This window comes from Candidatus Cloacimonadota bacterium, from assembly GCA_028706475.1.
Classification (GTDB): Bacteria; Cloacimonadota; Cloacimonadia; order Cloacimonadales; family Cloacimonadaceae; genus UBA5456.
In genome coordinates this window covers 1-17964 of record JAQWBI010000038.1, presented here as the reverse complement: position 1 = coordinate 17964, position 17964 = coordinate 1, and the positions used below count along the sequence as shown (strand labels likewise).

The 17964-nt window shown below is 45.5% G+C and carries 8 protein-coding genes; 7 read left to right on the top strand and 1 reads right to left on the bottom strand.

Features of this window, described 5'->3' with window-relative positions; all coding sequences use genetic code 11:
* The first annotated feature begins 327 nt into the window (after window positions 1–327).
* Window positions 328–666, top strand: coding sequence for a DUF3795 domain-containing protein (locus PHF32_07095; protein ID MDD4560482.1), 339 nt, complete (start codon window positions 328–330; stop codon window positions 664–666).
* Window positions 667–955: 289 nt separating this feature from the next.
* Here the strand turns inward: PHF32_07095 and PHF32_07090 are convergent, their stop codons facing one another.
* Window positions 956–1726: a dihydrofolate reductase family protein gene (locus PHF32_07090; protein MDD4560481.1), complete on the bottom strand. Its 771-nt coding sequence runs from the start codon at window positions 1724–1726 to the stop codon at window positions 956–958.
* A 258-nt stretch (window positions 1727–1984) separates the two neighbouring features.
* On the opposite strand from PHF32_07090, the gene PHF32_07085 reads away from it, so the two are divergent.
* From PHF32_07085 to PHF32_07060, 6 genes are all read left to right on the top strand, one after another.
* On the top strand, window positions 1985–2194 hold the full coding sequence (locus tag PHF32_07085; GenBank protein ID MDD4560480.1) for a helix-turn-helix domain-containing protein: 210 nt from the start codon (window positions 1985–1987) through the stop codon (window positions 2192–2194).
* Window positions 2195–2267: 73 nt separating this feature from the next.
* Complete coding sequence (locus tag PHF32_07080; protein ID MDD4560479.1) at window positions 2268–7448, top strand: DEAD/DEAH box helicase; 5181 nt, start codon at window positions 2268–2270, stop codon at window positions 7446–7448.
* A 257-nt stretch (window positions 7449–7705) separates the two neighbouring features.
* Window positions 7706–8776, top strand: a complete 1071-nt coding sequence (locus PHF32_07075; protein ID MDD4560478.1) for a Fic/DOC family N-terminal domain-containing protein — start codon at window positions 7706–7708, stop codon at window positions 8774–8776.
* Complete coding sequence (locus PHF32_07070; protein MDD4560477.1) at window positions 8777–11683, top strand: helicase-related protein; 2907 nt, start codon at window positions 8777–8779, stop codon at window positions 11681–11683.
* A 167-nt stretch (window positions 11684–11850) separates the two neighbouring features.
* Window positions 11851–13215 carry a helix-turn-helix domain-containing protein gene (locus PHF32_07065; GenBank protein ID MDD4560476.1) on the top strand — a complete coding sequence of 455 codons (1365 nt, stop codon included), beginning with the start codon at window positions 11851–11853 and terminating at the stop codon, window positions 13213–13215.
* A complete protein-coding gene (locus PHF32_07060; GenBank protein ID MDD4560475.1) occupies window positions 13208–17422 on the top strand; it encodes an SAM-dependent DNA methyltransferase in 4215 nt (1404 codons plus the stop codon). The genes PHF32_07065 and PHF32_07060 overlap by 8 nt, the downstream gene beginning before the upstream one ends.
* The last annotated feature ends 542 nt before the right edge of the window (window positions 17423–17964 follow it).

Genomic DNA, 17964 nt, shown 5'->3' with positions numbered 1-17964 from the left:
AGCTATAATTATGAGCATCTCCACAATAGTATAGGAAAACGTGTACCTCGCACAGTATTAATGAGTTACACGGGGAAAAAATCAGGAAAGCCAGAAGGAAACCGAGGTTCTTGCCCCTCCCCTGGGCAAAGGGCAAGAACCTACTCTAAGTCATTGGTAGTCAAGATTAAGAAAATAGGTCTTGACAGATGAGATTAACTTACAAACAATATAAGTGTCAACTCATTTCAGGAAAATCCAGAAAAATATTGACAAGATAGCGGTACAAGATAGTGGTACTTATAGACAAGACTTTGGATACTATGTAAATGCCTTATGGAGAAATAAATGAAAGAACTACTAGCTGCTTGCTGTCTGGACTGTGCATCCTGCGAAACTTATATAGCACATCAGGCGAATGATCTGGAAAAGAAACAGGACATTGCGGAGCGTTGGAGCAAGCATTATGATGGCGAACTTACTACATTTGATATTGTCTGCGATGGCTGCATGAGCGATGGAAACCGCTTCATCTGGTGCAAAAGATGCCCCATTAGGGATTGCGTGAAAGATAAAGGACTAAATAACTGCGCTGAATGCGAGATCGGCACCTGCGAAACCAATGCCTACCTGTTCAAAGTCTCCCCCGAAGCCAAGGCTACAATGGAGAAATTGCGCAATAAATAGCTACTAATCTTGGTGTATGCCACTACCAAGTGGAAATGGCATCTTGCCGTTTTTTATTTCCCAAGCCCCGTTAGGGGCGAAACTGACCATAGCGAGGGTGCGTAGCGTAGCGAAGCCCCTCGTTAGGATGCTACACGACCCCAAAAGCCCCTTGTGGGCGACACCAAATCGCGAGACATCTGGTTTGACACTGTTTGAAAAAGTACCAGATCACGCAGATTGCACGGATACACTACCGAATGGACTTCAACGGCAAATCAGTTTACGATAAACCTTCCCTCTATCCCAATTATGCATAGATAACCTTGTATCGTAGCCAGAGTACGTTTCTACTAAGGTTTTTCACTTCCATTAGTTCCAGTTTATTAGGCAGGATGTCAGGCCATCTTGGCTCTGGAGAATCAAACAGACTGGGTATCGTATAGCCGCCTATCACGACCGGATTGAGCATGATATTGATCTCATCCAGCAGAGAATGGCGGATCAACGCACCGCTTAAACGACCGCCGGAGCTGGTGGCAATCGTTTCTACTTTCAGCAGGTTCTTCACTTTTTCAAACATTTTCGGCAGATCCACCCGGTTTTTTCCTTCGATCAGGTAGGGGAGATTGCGTTGGCGCAGAAAAGCAAGATACTCCGGGGGTGCAGTTTCGGTTGTGAGGTGGATCATGTAGGTTTCAGGATCATCGCACTCGGCAGTATAGCCATTGCGGAATCTTCCTCTGCCATCCACCACGGATGTCCATGTCTTCCTGGATGGGCGGTGCAGAATGTCATCCGGAAGAAAATCCTGATACAAGGTCTCCGCATTACCTTCAAACTTGGGAAGCTCGATCAATTCGTCAGTTTCGGCTACCAGCATGTTGCATCCTTCCAAAAACATATCCGGTTTGTAGATCTCGCAAATCTGCTTGGAAAAGCTTTCCCAGTCTCCGCTGGCGCACAACATATTGTATAGCTCCGGTTGTTTGTAATTGTCAAACATGGTTGCATTTGGTGACAAAGTGATTCTGCCATCCAGGGATGCACCTACGTAGAGTACGACTTTCGGTCTGTTCATCAGATACTCCTGGTACATAATTAATTGTGGATGTAATCACTTTTGTCGTGATGTGCCGGATGTCAATACCAATTTTCAGCTGATCCAGTCTCTTCTTACCCTTACCCAATATATACACTACCACTGCGGACGATACCCGAAAATATCGGTTGACGAATTGGCAAGGTTGAGAAACATATAAAACAGCAATGGTTTGAAGTGAAAAAAGTCCTCTATCTTGCACTTATGCCTTTGCAAGTATTGATGTTAGGAGAGATCATGAATGAGATGAGTGACCGTTGGCTCTCTGCTAAAGAGATCTGCTCATACATGGGCGTAAGCAGTGACACGGTTTATAGGTGGGTAGAAACACACGAAATGCCGGTTCATCGGATGGGGCGTTTGTTTAAATTCAAGATCTCCGAGATTGATGCATGGGTGAAGGCTGGTGGAGCAAGCCGCAAACAACAGAAAGTCGATTCGAAATGACTGAGGTTCTGGATAAGCTAATAGCATCTATACGGTCACTCTGTTCATATAGCTGCGTTAGGAAGGTTAGCTGATGAATGTTTTCGAGCTTAGAGAAAAGCTGATTGCAGACTACTGCTCATATGTCAAAGGCTTTATCACCATCAAAGACGAGTCGATCAAAGAAATGGTGGCTACTGAGTTAAAGGACGGCTTGCTCTGGCCAGATCCTCTGATTCAATTAAGCCCCTTCTTCGAAACTGGTGATACCATTGATGACCTTATAGAATCAGGGATATTGCATCCATTATGCCAGCAAATATTTAGAATCAAGAGAGATGAAACTGACTTTGGTAAACAAATGCAGTTACATCGGCATCAGACAGAGGCTATCAAGCGAGCAGCCCAAGGGCTAAACTACATACTTACCACAGGTACCGGTTCCGGTAAGAGCCTGGCATACATCATTCCCATAGTAAATCACATTCTAAAGACCGGCAGCGGGAAAGGCATCAAGGCCATAATAGTCTATCCCATGAATGCACTGGCTAATAGTCAGGAAAAGGAACTCAGTAAATTCATAAATTGGGGTTTCAGTTCTGATACGAAACCCGTCACATTCAAGCGATACACAGGTCAGGAGTCCGAACAGGATAAGCATGAAATTTGTGCTAATCCTCCTGATATTTTACTGACGAATTACGTTATGCTGGAGCTTATCCTGACCAGACCCAATGAAGCTCCCTTAGTAAACGCATGTAAAAACCTCAAGTTCTTAGTTCTGGATGAACTGCACACCTACCGTGGTCGGCAAGGTGCTGATGTGGCAATGCTGATCAGAAGGACTATAGATGCTACAAGGGCTGAGAAAGTGATCTATGTGGGTACCTCAGCAACTCTTTCTAGCTCCGGTGACCGCCTGGAACAGAACAGGGAAATATCCAGAGTCGCATCGCTACTTTTCGGAAGCAAAGTAGAGCCGGAGAACGTGATTGGTGAGTCTCTACAACGCTTAACCTTGGAGTTCGATTTTTCGAATCCATTAGTGATCACCAAGCTACGTGAATCGATAGAAAACGCTTTAAAAAAAGATACTCTGGATATTGAAGATATCAAGCAAGAATCATTTTTCTCATGGATAGAGACTACCTTCGGAGTAGAGACTGATCCGGTTTCAGGAAAATTGTACCGATCTTCGGCAAAGTGTATCTCCGGTAAGGATGGCGGGGCTGAGAAGCTCAGTAAGCTTACGGGGATTGATATATCAACCTGTAAAAGTGCGATCCAGCATGCCCTCATGTTAGGGTTTAAAACCATTAATCCGAGTAACGGATTTCCCGTCTTTGCCTTTAAGCTGCACCAGTTTATCAGTAGAGGGGATACTGTGTATGCATCTCTTGATGAGAATGACATTAGGCACCTTACAGTCCAGAGACAGTTGTTCGTTCCCAATAGCAATAAAGATAAGATACTGCTTCCCCTGGCATTTTGCCGTCACTGCGGACAGGAGTTTTATACTGTCACCAAGGTCTTCGATGAGGAGAAGGAAGCTTGGCGGTTCGCCCCCAGGGAACTGAATGAACGAATCTTTGATGAGGAGCAGGAAGCAGGATTTCTCTACGTAAATGGTGCTGATAAATGGTCTGACAATGCAGCAGAGAATGCTGATAAAGTACCCGAGGAATGGAAAGACCAAGATGGAAAGATCATGTACAATCGGAGAGAATATCTGCCAAAACCAGTGCTGGTTACACCCGATGGGCAGATTAGAAACTCAGGTAGACAGATGCTCTTCCTAGAAGCTCCTTTTCGTTTTTGCCCCAATTGCATGGTCTCTTATGCTGCCAATCAGAGAAGTGACTTCGCCAAGTTATCTGCCCTGGGTACAGAAGGCAGAAGCACTGCCACCACCATATTATCCTTATCGGCTGTAAGGCACATCCGTAACATGGAACTACCTCCTGAAGCTCGTAAGCTTCTGAGCTTTACGGATAACCGACAGGATGCATCACTGCAGTCTGGTCACTTCAACGACTTCATCCAGGTCGGTCTGCTGAGGGGAGCTCTATATCATGCTTTAACAGGGAAAGCTTACGAAGGTGTCAGGCACAGTGAACTAACCCAACTTGTCTTTGAGAGCTTAGGTTTGTGTTTTGATGAGTATGCCTCTAATCCCGAGGCTGGTAAAGGACTTGCCAAGACGGAAACAGAGCGTGCCCTGAGAAACGTCCTGGGATATCATCTGTATCGCGATCTAAAAAGAGGATGGAGGGTAAACGCTCCGAATCTAGAACAAACTGGGCTTTTGGAAATTGAATATCTTTCTATCGATGAGTTAGCAGGCGATACTGATCAATGGGCAAGCTGTCATCCTGCTATTGCCAATGCAGATAAGGAAACCAGGACAAACATCCTGAAAGCCATGCTGGATTGGATGAGAAGAGAACTTGCCATCAAAGTATCCTACCTCGACCAACAGGAACAGGAACGGATACTACAGCACAGCCAACAGCGTCTTGTACCCCCCTGGGGTTTTGATGAGAATGAGCAGACCAAGCAGTTAACTCATGCCTCGGTGCTCTATCCACGTTCGCGAAAGCCAGGAGATTATGGCGGGGACACCTATCTTTCAACCAGAAGCGGTTTTGGGCAGTTCATTAGGCGAGTTAACACCTTCAGAAACTACGATCAAAAGCTTACGTTGGATGATACGAGGACTATTATTGAGAACCTGCTTCAGGGTCTACTATCCTATGGTATTATCGAAAAAGTCCGGGATAGTAAAACAGATGACGTGCCAGGCTACCAGATAGTAGCTGATTCGATGATCTGGAAAGCTGGAGACGGTTCAAAGGGTGCCTATGATCCCATCCGTCAAACATCTGTTTCTATGGAAGGGCAACCTGTAAACCAGTACTTCAAGGAATTCTACCAATTCATAGCAGCATCAACCCGGGGTTTATACTCCAAGGAGCATACAGCCCAAGTATCCTATGATGAAAGGGAACGCAGAGAAGATGACTTCCGGGAAGCTAAACTGCCAATTTTGTACTGCTCCCCCACTATGGAATTAGGTATCGATATATCGCTACTAAATGTGGTTAATATGCGTAACGTTCCACCTACTCCTGCGAACTATGCACAGCGTAGTGGACGTGCCGGTAGAAGTGGTCAACCTGCATTGGTGTTCACGTATTGCTCAACCGGAAGCCCGCATGATCAGTATTTCTTCAAACATCCTGTTAACATGGTCTCTGGGTCTGTTGCAACCCCTCAGATTGATTTAGCCAATGAAGACATGCTGCACTCTCACATTAATGCTATCTGGCTATCCGAAGCCAAGTTGAAACTGGGAAACACCCTTACTGAAGTCATTGATATCTCAGGTCAGCCCCCAACACTAGAACTCTTGCCAGATATCCAGAATGCTCTACTGGATTTTTCGATCAGACAACGAGCCTTAACCAGAGCTAGCAGGATAATAAACTCCATCGAAGAGAGCATCAAAATGGCTGTTTGGTATTCTCCGGATTGGCTCAGTGACACCTTAAGCCAGCTTCCCTTGCAGTTTCAACAGGCCTGTGAACGTTGGCGTGGATTGTATAAAGCTGCTCTCCATCAGCAAGAGGTGCAAAACAAGATCATTCTCGATGCATCAAGAAAACAATCTGATAAAGACCAGGCTAAACGCCTCAGGAGAGAAGCTGAGTCCCAATTGGAACTTCTTACGACTTCAAGTGGAGCGATTCAATCAGATTTCTATAGTTATCGTTATTTTGCCAGTGAAGGCTTTCTACCTGGCTACAATTTCCCCCGCCTACCTCTGTCTGCCTTCATCCCGGGAAGAAGATTAAAGAGTGGTAAGGATGAGTATCTCTCAAGGCCTCGATTCCTGGCTATTACAGAATTCGGACCGAGGTCATTTGTTTACCATGAAGGTTCCCGCTATATCATCCACCAGGTTATCATGCCTGCCCAGGATGAACAGAACAATGTTGCGACCAGCGAAGCCAAGTTATGCCCTCAATGTGGATATTTACATACTGATGGAACTAAGGAATATATCTCTCAGTGCAATGTATGCGAACATTGTGGCAGCCAATTAGATGCACCGATTCCTAACCTATTCAGGCTCCAAAACGTGGTAGCCAAACGTAGGGATCAGATCAATTGCGATGAAGAAGAGCGCTTGAAACTTGGTTTCGATATCCGTACTACCATACGTTATGCTGTACGATCAGGTCGCTTATCTTGTATAAGTGCCAAAATCATGCGTGGTGATGAGTGCTTGGGAACCCTGACATATGGTGATTCAGCCATGATCTGGCGCATCAACATGGGTTATAGAAAGCGCATAAGTGGTGAACCTGAAGGGTTCTGGCTGGATACTGAACGTGGATATTGGGCAAAGAGGCAGGACGAAGATGGGGATGATGATTCACCTATGGGTAAATCGAAGATACTAGTTCGTCCTTTTGTAAGTGACACCAAGAATTGCCTCTTGTTTGAGCCTCAGGTTAGTGTGAGTGACACAATTCTCGCCTCTCTACAGGCAGCCTTGAAGAATGCCATCCAGAGGGTGTTTGAATTGGAAGATAACGAACTTTCAGCTGAATCGTTACCGTCGAGAGACAATAGAAAGTCTATCCTCTTCTACGAGTCTACAGAAGGTGGAGCTGGGGTTCTGAAACGGGTTATAGACGTGACTGGCTTTAAACGTGTCATCAAAGAAGCAATAGAACTCTGCCACTTTGATCCCATATCGTTTGAAGACCTATTAAAATCACCACACGCGAAGGAGCCCTGCGAAGCTGCCTGTTACGATTGTCTGATGAGCTATTCAAACCAAACCGACCATGAGTTGCTTGATCGCAAAGCGATTATCGATATACTTATCAGTCTTCTCAGTTCAAACTTGTCCCGCTCATCCAGTGAATTCTCTCGGGCAGAGCATTATGAGAGGCTTAGGAAATTGGCGGGCTCAGATCTTGAACTTAAGTGGTTAGATTATATTTATAAAGGTGGACTCATCCTGCCAACGCACGCTCAAGAACTCATCGAATCATGCCATACCAGACCAGATTATCTCTACAGTGATAAATACGTAGCCGTCTATATCGACGGCCCCATCCATGATTCACCAAATCAAGCGAATAAAGACAAGAAAATACAAGAAGATTTGGAGGATACTGGCTGGCACGTTATCAGATTCCGGTATGATAAAGACTGGCCGGAGATTATCGCTGCTAATGAGAACATCTTTGGGGAGAAGTAAGGCAATGGATTCGCCGAGTTCATCCAATCTTGTCTCACTGCCCCGACAATCGCGCAGAATATTTGAACTCACGCTAAAGCTGATTAACGATATGTATAGAAAATGCCAGTTTCCTATCCATACCACCATCCATATGTATAGAAAAAATCGCTTTCTTGGACATATGCCTTATCATATGTACAGAAAATGCCCAAATATTGGACACGTCCAGTTGATGTGGGCAGAATACTTTCGCTGTATGCATCAAGGATGTATTTATGAAATTTGTTCTTAAGAATTTGCCCCCGGAGACTGATCTGGAGACCACTTCAGTCCTCAAGAAAGCAGCTTCCGCTCACCGGTTTCTTGCTGAACTAAAAGGGGTGTCCGCCACAATTCCCAATCAATCAATTCTGATCAATACCCTTTCGCTTCAGGAAGCTAAGGATAGTTCAGCAATAGAGAATATCATTACTACTCATGACGATCTGTTTCGTGAGGAAATATTCCCAGAATACGCGTTGAGCGCAGCCGCAAAAGAAGTCAGCAGCTATGTATCTGCCTTAAAAAAAGGGTACTCACTTGTTAAGAGTTCCGGATTGCTAACTTCCAATCAAATCATCGATATCCAGGCAGAAATGGAAAAAACCCGTTCAGGTTATCGTAAACTGCCTGGCACTGAGCTACGAAACGAGCAGACAGGTGAGACCGTCTATATTCCTCCGCAAGACCCTCATGAAATCATTAGCTTAATGTCTAATCTCGAAAATTACATCAACGATAACACCCTTAGTGATGTTGATCCCTTGATAAAGATGGCTGTTATTCACTACCAATTCGAGAGTATTCACCCATTTTACGATGGTAATGGACGCACCGGACGCATCATCAATGTCCTATACTTGGTGCTGGAGGATTTGTTAGACATCCCAGTTTTGTATCTCAGCAGATCCATCGTTAGAAATAAGGGTAGGTATTATAGTCTCCTCCAAAAGGTTAGAGATGATGCTGCCTGGGAAGATTGGATTTTATTCATGCTAGATGCTGTGGAAGAAACATCTAAACAGACTATCTTGATGGTTATGCAAATCCGCAAAGCCCTTCAGGATTACAAGCAGTTCATCCGGGCAAAGTACAAGTTTTATTCACAGGATTTGATCAATAATCTCTTTTTTCACCCCTACACCAAGATTGAGTTTATCATGCAAGACATCAAGGTCAGTAGACACACTGCCACCAAGTATCTGGATGCTCTCTGTGAAGATGGATTGCTAAAGAAGCAGAAGATTATCCGCACCAATTACTACATAAACACCGCCCTTTATAGCATCTTGACGAAGGAATTGTAAATGGTCTGCCCCCCACTTACTACCTCGCAATCTGACCATCTCACTAACTCAACCAACACCACTTACTCCATCGGCTCTCTGGTTACCGCCCGTGGCAGAGAATGGGTAGTCTTACCCGACTCGACTGATGAACTGATTATCGTCAAACCTCTAGGCGGAAGCGATGATGAGATAACCGGAATCCTGACTTCCTTGGAACCTGTAAAACCAGCTTCGTTCAATTTACCTGATCCATCTCGATTGGGAGATTTCCAATCCTGCAGATTACTCCGGGATGCTCTCAGATTAGGATTTCGCAATAGTGCCGGACCTTTCAGATGCTTTGGCAGATTGGCTGTTGATCCCCGTCCCTACCAGTTAGTCCCTCTAATGATGGCTCTCAAGCTCGATCCCGTGCGTTTACTTATAGCCGATGATGTGGGTATTGGTAAGACCATAGAGGCTTGCCTGATCGCCAGAGAACTCTTAGACAGGGGTGAGATTACCCGGCTCTGTGTTCTCTGTCCTCCCCATCTGGCAGAGCAATGGCAAACGGAGCTAAGCACAAAGTTTCATATTGATGCAGAACTGGTGCTGGGTAGCACTGTGCGTAGATTGGAGCGCAATTGCCGCGCCAATGAATCTATCTTTGAGGTCTATCCCCATACAGTGGTATCAATAGACTATATCAAAAGCGACCGTCACAAAGCCGAATTTCTACGGACTGCCCCAGAACTGATTATCGTGGACGAAGCCCATACTGCCAGCTTTGATGATACTGGAAGCAGTAGCCGGCATCAACGTTATGATCTGGTTAAAAAACTCAGCCAAAGTCCTGACCGCCATATACTCTTGGTAACCGCAACACCCCACTCTGGTAACGAAAACGCTTTCCGTTCGCTCCTGACTATCTTGAACAAAGATATTGCTGAATTCCCAACTGACTTGACCGGGTCACAAAACGAGCAGTATCGCCGCAGAATAGCTCAGTTTTTTATCCAGCGCCGTAGGGTGGACATAGAGAATTACCTGAAGGAAAAGACTGTGTTTCCCACCCCTGAATCTAAGGAGCTGCATTATAACCTATCTGCGCCATATCGTGATTTGTTTAGCAAGGCTCTGGATTATGCCCGGGAGATAGTCTCTGACAAGACGAATAGTCAGCATCGGCAAAGGGTGCGTTGGTGGTCAGCCTTGGCTCTGTTGCGTGCACTTGCTTCCAGCCCTGCCGCGGCAGCCGCTACCATGCGCAATCGCAGTGCCACTTTGGAAACAGAATCGGTTCCAGAAGCTGATGAACTGGGCAGACGCCTGATCATGGACATTGATGATCAGGATACTGCCGATGCCAGCGATATTTTGCCCGGCAGCGATTCATCTCCTGAAGCTGATGAGAATATGCTCAGTCGCAGAAAACTGCTGGCGATGGCAAAGGCTGCTGATTCTCTGTACGGAGACCAGGATGCAAAAATGCTTGGACTCATCCAACCCCTCAAAGACCTGATAAAAGCTGGCTTCAGTCCCATCATCTTTTGCCGCTTTATCCAGACAGCAGAATACCTTGCAGAGCAACTCAGAGAACGGCTGCCCAAGTCGATCCAGATAATGCCCATCACCGGTCTGTTACCTCCCGAGGAGCGGGAAGATCGGGTAAAAGAAATTGCAAAATTCCCATCTCGAATACTGGTCTGTACGGATTGCCTCTCCGAAGGTATTAACTTACAGGATCATTTTGATGCTGTCATTCACTATGACCTCAGTTGGAATCCTACTCGCCATGAACAGCGAGAAGGCCGTGTAGATCGTTTTGGGCAGCCACACTCGACTGTCCGCATGCTTACCTATTATGGGATGGATAACCAGATTGATGGCATCGTTCTGGATGTATTGCTCCGTAAACACAAGCAGATCAAGTCATCCATCGGAATCTCCGTGCCTGTTCCTGCCGATACCGAAGCTGTGGTGGAAGCCATCTTTGAAGGTCTTCTACTCAGGGAACAGTCTGGAAGAGGAGATCAACTCATGATCGCCGGTTTTGATGAATTCTTCAAAGACGATAAGAAGAAACTGCACGATGCTTGGGAGAATGCCAAGGAAAAGGAAAAACGAAGTCAAACCATGTTTTCCCAGATGGGTCTTGCCGCCAGAGTTGATGAGATCAGAGCGGAGCTTGATTCCATCAGAGACTCTATCGGCTCACAACTAAATATCAAAGAATTCGTGAAACAGACCTTCACCCGCTATCATGCTGTGATAAGAGAAGCAAAGAACTCGTATCAGATTGATCTTAGTCCTGTTCCTTCTTTAGTAAAAGAAACCTGTGGCATTCTGCCTGATAAAATTACGGTCAGTTTCGATCTGCCAGTACAGGAAAAGGAAATCTATCTCTCACGCACCCATCCTATAGTCGAAGGCTTAGCTGATCTGGTGATGAGCACAGCTTTGGATAGTGAAAATACCCACTCAATCGCCAGCCGTGCAGGAGTCATCCGCACTGCTTCAGTAGAGCGCAGGACTACCCTTTTACTACTTAGGTACCGCTTCCATATCAATCAGCTTTACGAAGATAAGATATATCGCAGCTTGGTGGAGGACTCCCAGATCGTGGCTTTTACGGGCTCACCTGAAGCTCCTGTCTGGCTTACAGAAAATGATGCTAAAGCTCTGCTGAGTGCTATGCCCTCAGATAATGTTCTGCCCCAGCAAGCTCAAGCTCAGATCGAGCGGGTAATTGACAATTATGCATCTCTTCTGCCGATCATAAATAGCTTTGCCCAAAAGCGTTCCACAGAGCTACTTGCTTCTCACCTCCGAGTGCGCGATGCTGTCCTGCTTAAACGTTCGCAAAAACCCGACATCAAACCTGAACTGCCTCCGGATGTGCTTGGCATCTATGTTTATTTGCCAAGTGGCGAATTGGGGAGGTAGCGAGATATGAATACAAGATTGTACTCTGCAATCAACTCGGAAGCAAAACGCTTCCGAGTAAGTTCCGAGTTAAATTTTGACTATGCTTTAATACCTATATTGCAGGTAATTGAGCCCATAAAGATTTTGTTTGAGCATCAGTTAAGCACTTTCACTGGGAGTCCTCTATGGAACTGACAAACTATCTGCAACAAGAAGAAGGGAAGACCCTAGAATTCAAGGAAAACTGCTATTCTCTGAAGAATATCATTAAAACTGTCATAGCATTTGCCAACACTTCTGGAGGAACGCTTCTGATCGGTATTAGTGACAATAAAGAGGTTGTTGGCATAGATGAACCGCTAAAGGATGAACAAAGGCTATCAAGCGCTTTTGCTGATAGTATCAAACCTCTTTTGATTCCAGATATTTCCATCATCACTTATAGGGAGAGGAGTGTCATCGTTATTTGTGTTCATCACTCGTTTGCTCCCTTTTATCTCGCATCTGAGGGTCAGGAGAAAGGTGTTTACATACGATTGGGTTCAACAAATCGACAAGCAGATCTCGATACAATAGAAAGTATCCGCCGATGGGCGAGAAATACTGCTTACGATGAACTCCCTTGTCCCGACCTCAACTCTGAAGCGATTGACTTCAGAGTGGCTTCAGAGTTGTTTTCCAAGAGGTCAAGAACCGTTGATAATAAAGCACTTCTCGCATTGGGGATTTTCACTGAGCAAGGAAAGACTGTGGTTCCTACTATTGGGGGAGTCCTACTATTTGGCTCTGACCGAAAACGATTTTTTCCCGATGCAATTATCCGTTGCGCTCGCTTTGAGGGTATCTCCAAAACTCGCTTCATAGACCAGTTAGATATTGATGTCAACCTTCCTGAATCTGTGGAATCGGTTATCCAGTTTATCAGAAAACACATATTGGTAGGACTTAGTATCGAAGGGATTCACAGCTCTGAACTGCCACAATATCCCTTAAAGGCGATTCGTGAAGCCGTTATCAATGCGATAGTCCATGCCGATTACTCCATAAAAGGAATGAACATCAGGATATCCATCTATGATGACAGAATCGAGATTACCAACCCCGGGTTATTACCATTTGGGATGTCGGTTGAATCAGCACTTTCAGGAATGTCTAAACTTAGGAATCGTGTGATCGGAAGAGTTTTCAAAGAGCTGAATCTTATCGAACAATGGGGTACTGGTATTGCCCGCATTGTTGAAGAATGCGATGCAGCTCATTTACGGCCTCCAAGATTTGAGGAAATTGGTACTGCCTTCCGAGTTACGCTGTATGCTGGCAAGAAAATCGATTTGAAACTCGATAAATGGGAAGTACATCTGATAGAATACTTGAAATTGAAAAATGAAATTCTTACTAAAGAGGCAGCTGATTTGTGGGAAGTATCAGAGCGTACAGCCAGGTCAAGATTACTCAAAATGATTGATAAGGGGCTTATCACAGAGGTCAAAACCAGTCCAACAGATCCCAAAAAGGTCTATGTCCTCAAGAACAGGAGCCTCCATGCCTAAGCGTAGCAGTATTTTCAATACCATCCGCACCGAAGGAGCCATCCTCCCTGCAGAGCTGCTGCAGAGGATTGTTAGTGGTGACGCCACTCTGGAAGGTCTTAAATCCACAGACTACCACTTAAGCCCTAGTGAACGCTTAGGTGAAGCTGCAACCCGTTCCTGGAACCGCCTCATCGGTGTCTGGCAGACCTATCGTGACATAGTGGATAATCTTTCTGAGGAAGCCATTGGCACCACCGAGACACGCGAACGCTGGCTCCTTCCTCTATTCCAGGAGTTGGGATATGGAAGGCTACAGACTCAAAGGTCTATCGAGATTGAGGACAAAACCTATCCCATCAGTCACAAGGCATCCGAACCTGTTGCCATTCATCTGGTCAGCTTCCGATGGGATCTGGATAAACGTCCCACCTCACCACTTACCAAACTTACCACTTACCACTTACCAAAATTCTCTCCCCATTCCCTGATGCAGGAGTTTCTAAACCGTAGCGATGATCACCTCTGGGGTATCCTTTCCAATGGCCTCAAGCTCCGGATCTTGCGAGACAATGTATCCCTAACCCGCGCTGCCTATGTGGAGTTTGACCTGCAAGCGATGATGGATGGAGTTGCCTACAGCGATTTCTTCTTGCTATATCTGCTTTGCCATCAGTCCCGAGTGGAAGTAAAGACAGATGAAACAGGCAGAGTTCTGCCCCCTGAAACCTGCTGGCTGGAAAAATGGTACAACGCTTCCATCAAAGACGGTGTCCGTGCCCTGGATGAGCTTCGTAATAATGTCCAATCTGCCATCGAGTCACTTGGTGCTGGTTTTCTCTCCCATCCCGCCAATACTGAACTCAGGGATAAACTCCGCTCCAGCGCTCTTACCCTGCAGGACTATTACCATCAGGTCTTGCTGCAGGTATATCGTCTGCTCTTTATCTTTGTTGATGAAGATAGGGACTTGCTAATTCCCAATGATGTCTCTGAAAAAGTTAAACAGACCTATCTCAAGTATTATTCCACCTATCGGATCAGGGAACTTGCCCGCAACAAAAGAGGAACCCGGCATTCTGATCTCTGGCAGCAGCTAAATTTGCTTTTTAACGGCTTATATGACGGCAACCCGGCACTCGGACTGCCAGCCTTGGGTTCTTTCTTGTTTAGAGCTTCTTCTACTTTAGGAATGGCTAATTGTGAGATAGCCAATAGTGAATTACTTGTCGCAGTCCGCTACCTCTGCTATACGCAAAAGAACAATATCTTCCAACCCATAAACTATCGTAATCTAGGGCCAGAAGAACTCGGTTCAGTCTATGAATCTCTCTTGGAGATGCATCCTGAGATCAATCTGGATGCAGGTTATTTCAAACTCAACATTGTCTCTGGTTCGGAACGTAAGACCACTGGAAGCTATTATACGCCTTCTTCTCTGGTTAACTGCCTCTTGGACTCTGCGTTGGAACCGGTAATTGCTGATGCAGTAAGTGGAAAAGATGTAACTGGTAGAGTAGTAAGTAGTAAGTGGAAAAGCGACAGCAGCGAAGCCAACCCCCACTCACCGCTTACCACTCACCACTCACCCGAGCAAGCTCTGCTTGCTCTCAAAATCTGTGATCCCGCCTGCGGAAGCGGACATTTCCTCATCTCTGCAGCCCATCGGCTTGCCAAGCGTCTTGCTTCAATCCGGGCCGGGGAAGATGAGCCTGCACCTTCTGTCATCCAGCATGCCCTCAGAGACGTGATTGGTCACTGCATCTACGGGGTGGATTTGAATCTGATGGCCGTGGAACTCTGTAAGATCTCGCTTTGGATGGAAGCTCTCGAACCCGGCAAACCCCTAACCTTCTTGGATCATCATATCCAATGCGGAAACTCTCTCTTGGGTTGCACCCCGGCTTTACTAAAGAAAGGTATTCCCGATGCTGCCTTTACCCCTCTTACCGGAGACGATAAGGCTTATTGCTCCACGTTCAAAAAGCTGAACAAAGAAGAAAGCAAGGGAAATATCGATATCTTCAGCAGCGAAAGAGATGACTGGCTCATCAAGAGGAAACTACAACCCGGCATTAGCGCTCTGAATGATATAGCTGATGACAATTTGGCCGGGCTTAATGCCAAAGAACGAAGCTATACGGACTTTGTTCAGTCTCAGGATTATCAGAATACTAAGCTGATCTACGACGCATGGTGTGCTGCCTTTGTTTGGATCAAAGATGGCGATTCTCAGCGTCCAGAGCCTATTACATACGGCATAATGGAGAGTATTAAGAGCGATCCGGAGAATATTGATCTCTCTCTCAGGCAAGAAATCATGCGCCTTGCTGATGAATACAAGTTCTTCCACTGGCATATCGCCTTCCCTGACGTCTTTCCACTTAGCACTGATCACTCACCACTTACCAAATCCGGCTTTGATTGCATCTTGGGTAACCCTCCCTGGGAACGTGTTAAACTACAGGGAAAAGAGTTCTTTGCTGCACGAGATGAGAGCATAGCAAAAGCACTGAATGCTTCAGTTCGCAAAAAGATGATAGAAGATTTACCTCAGACCAATCCTTCCTTGTACGAGCAGTTTTTGTCAGAAAAACGGAAATCCGAAGGCTCATCATTAATTATCCGCGAAGGTGGCTTTTTCCCACTATGTGGAAGGGGTGACCTTAATACATATACTGTCTTTGCTGAACTAAATCGTATTCTTCTTGCAGCTAGTGGCAATAGTGGTTGCATCGTACCAAGTGGCATTGCTACAGACGATACGACAAAATTCTTCTTTCAGGATTTGTTTGATACCGGCTCTCTGAAAAGCCTCTATGATTTTGAGAACAATGAAGGCATATTCCCAGCAGTTGACAGTCGTATGAAATTCTGCTTATTGACCATGCGTGGCTTGAGTTTAAGAGCTAATTCAGATAAGAGCATAGCAGACTTCCTTTTCTTTGCCCACAATATAGCCGATTTAAGCAATTCTGAGCGGCATTTCCAGCTAAGTGCAGAAGACATAGCCCTCATCAATCCCAATACCCGCACCTGCCCGATCTTCCGCAGCAAACAGGATGCAGAGCTACCCAAGTATATCTATCGCCGTATTCCGGTTCTAATAAACGAAAACGACCCCGAAAATGGCAATCCCTGGAGTATATCATTCATGCGTATGTTTGATATGTCCAATGACTCCCATCTCTTCAAAACCAAACAGCAACTGGAAGATATGGGCTTTGAACTGCAGGGCAATCACTTTGTGAAAGGTGAAAAGCGCTATCTGCCATTGTATGAAGCCAAAATGATGCATCACTTCAATCACCGCTTTGGCGACTACGCAGATTTACCGGAAGGATCAGACTCCACGCAGCTTCCGGAAGTGCTTATAGCAAGGCTAAGAGACCCTGACTATGAGCCACTGCCAAGGTATTGGGTTCTGGAGGATGAAGTTACAAAAGCTGCGGGTAAAACATCAAAGTACTGGCTTGGGTTTAGGGATATTACTAATACAACTAATGAAAGAACAGTCATAACAAGCATGATTCCATATTCAGCAGTTGGACATACAATGCCCTTGATTCATGGATATTCAGATTCTGCTACGAAAACATCTCTACTCTCAATGTTAATGAACTCGTTTGTTTTGGACTGGTGTTCAAGACAATGTGTCGGTGGTACCCATCTTACATATGGATACCTAAAACAATTCCCATTTCTACCACCTTCTGCTTTTAACCAACCTAATTGCCTCCTACTTGGGAATTCTCTAACTGTTTGTGTACTAGAGTTATTATACACATCCTATAGTTTGCAGCCTTTTGCAAAGGACTGCGGCTATGATGGGTCTCCCTTTATCTGGGATGAGGATCGCCGGTTCGAAATCCGTTGTGAATTGGATGCTCTCTATTTCCATCTATACTTGGGCACTCAATCGGATTGGCAAACCCAGGGCACTCCGGAACTTCTTTCTTATCTCCCCACTCCCCGTCATGCCGTAGAATACATCATGGAGACTTTCCCCATCGTCAAACGTAAAGATGAAAAGGAATACGGCAAATACCGCACCAAACTCCGCATACTGGAAATATACGACCAAATGACCCACTGCCTCGCAACCAACACAGAATACCGCTCCACCCTCAATCTCCCTCCCGGCCCCCCCTGCGATTTAGATGGCAACTTCATCCCAGTGGATAAGTGGGACAAAAACAACTGGCCCCAACATGTTCATAGGAGATAGTACAATGCTAAATATTTCCAGCACTGATATAGAGCGATGGGTATCTGACAAATCAAGAGAAAGCCAAGGGTATCTTCCTTTACTACTGACTCGTCAAGGTACGAATGTCGTTTTCTGCTGGGCTGCCATACTTCACTTTGGCAGATAATCTGCCGAATGATTCAGAGCTGCGGTTCACACTCTGTGTATCAACGTGTAGAGAAGTAGATATCATCGGGTTATCATCGAGTGAGCACAGGATGATAACACCTTGATATCAGGTTCAGCACTGGATCGAACAAAGGGAAAGATAATAATGATTCAAAAGCTCCCTTCGGTCGCTGTGGCACTCCAAGCTTGACATGACACTACTTAGAACTCTGATTATGTCATCCGTAGCATTTAACAAGATTCGGACTCCGATGATTTGACAAAAGATGACCTTATCCCCGAAATTTACACCAGCAGAAGAGTGACACATGGGTCAGCAACAGCCGTTTTTTCTGATCAAAAATTTCCCGCTTTACAGCAGGAGCTTGTCGGGAGAATTTGTTGCTCAGAAA

Excerpts from the sequence above, each read along its gene's own strand:
- PHF32_07095 (MDD4560482.1), top strand. The coding sequence starts at position 328 with ATGAAAGAACTACTAGCTGCTTGCTGTCTGGACTGTGCATCCTGCGAA.
- PHF32_07080 (MDD4560479.1), top strand. The coding sequence starts at position 2,268 with ATGAATGTTTTCGAGCTTAGAGAAAAGCTGATTGCAGACTACTGCTCA.
- PHF32_07090 (MDD4560481.1), bottom strand. The coding sequence starts at position 1,726 with ATGAACAGACCGAAAGTCGTACTCTACGTAGGTGCATCCCTGGATGGC.
- PHF32_07085 (MDD4560480.1), top strand. The coding sequence starts at position 1,985 with ATGAATGAGATGAGTGACCGTTGGCTCTCTGCTAAAGAGATCTGCTCA.
- PHF32_07075 (MDD4560478.1), top strand. The coding sequence starts at position 7,706 with ATGAAATTTGTTCTTAAGAATTTGCCCCCGGAGACTGATCTGGAGACC.
- PHF32_07060 (MDD4560475.1), top strand. The coding sequence starts at position 13,208 with ATGCCTAAGCGTAGCAGTATTTTCAATACCATCCGCACCGAAGGAGCC.
- PHF32_07065 (MDD4560476.1), top strand. The coding sequence starts at position 11,851 with ATGGAACTGACAAACTATCTGCAACAAGAAGAAGGGAAGACCCTAGAA.
- PHF32_07070 (MDD4560477.1), top strand. The coding sequence starts at position 8,777 with ATGGTCTGCCCCCCACTTACTACCTCGCAATCTGACCATCTCACTAAC.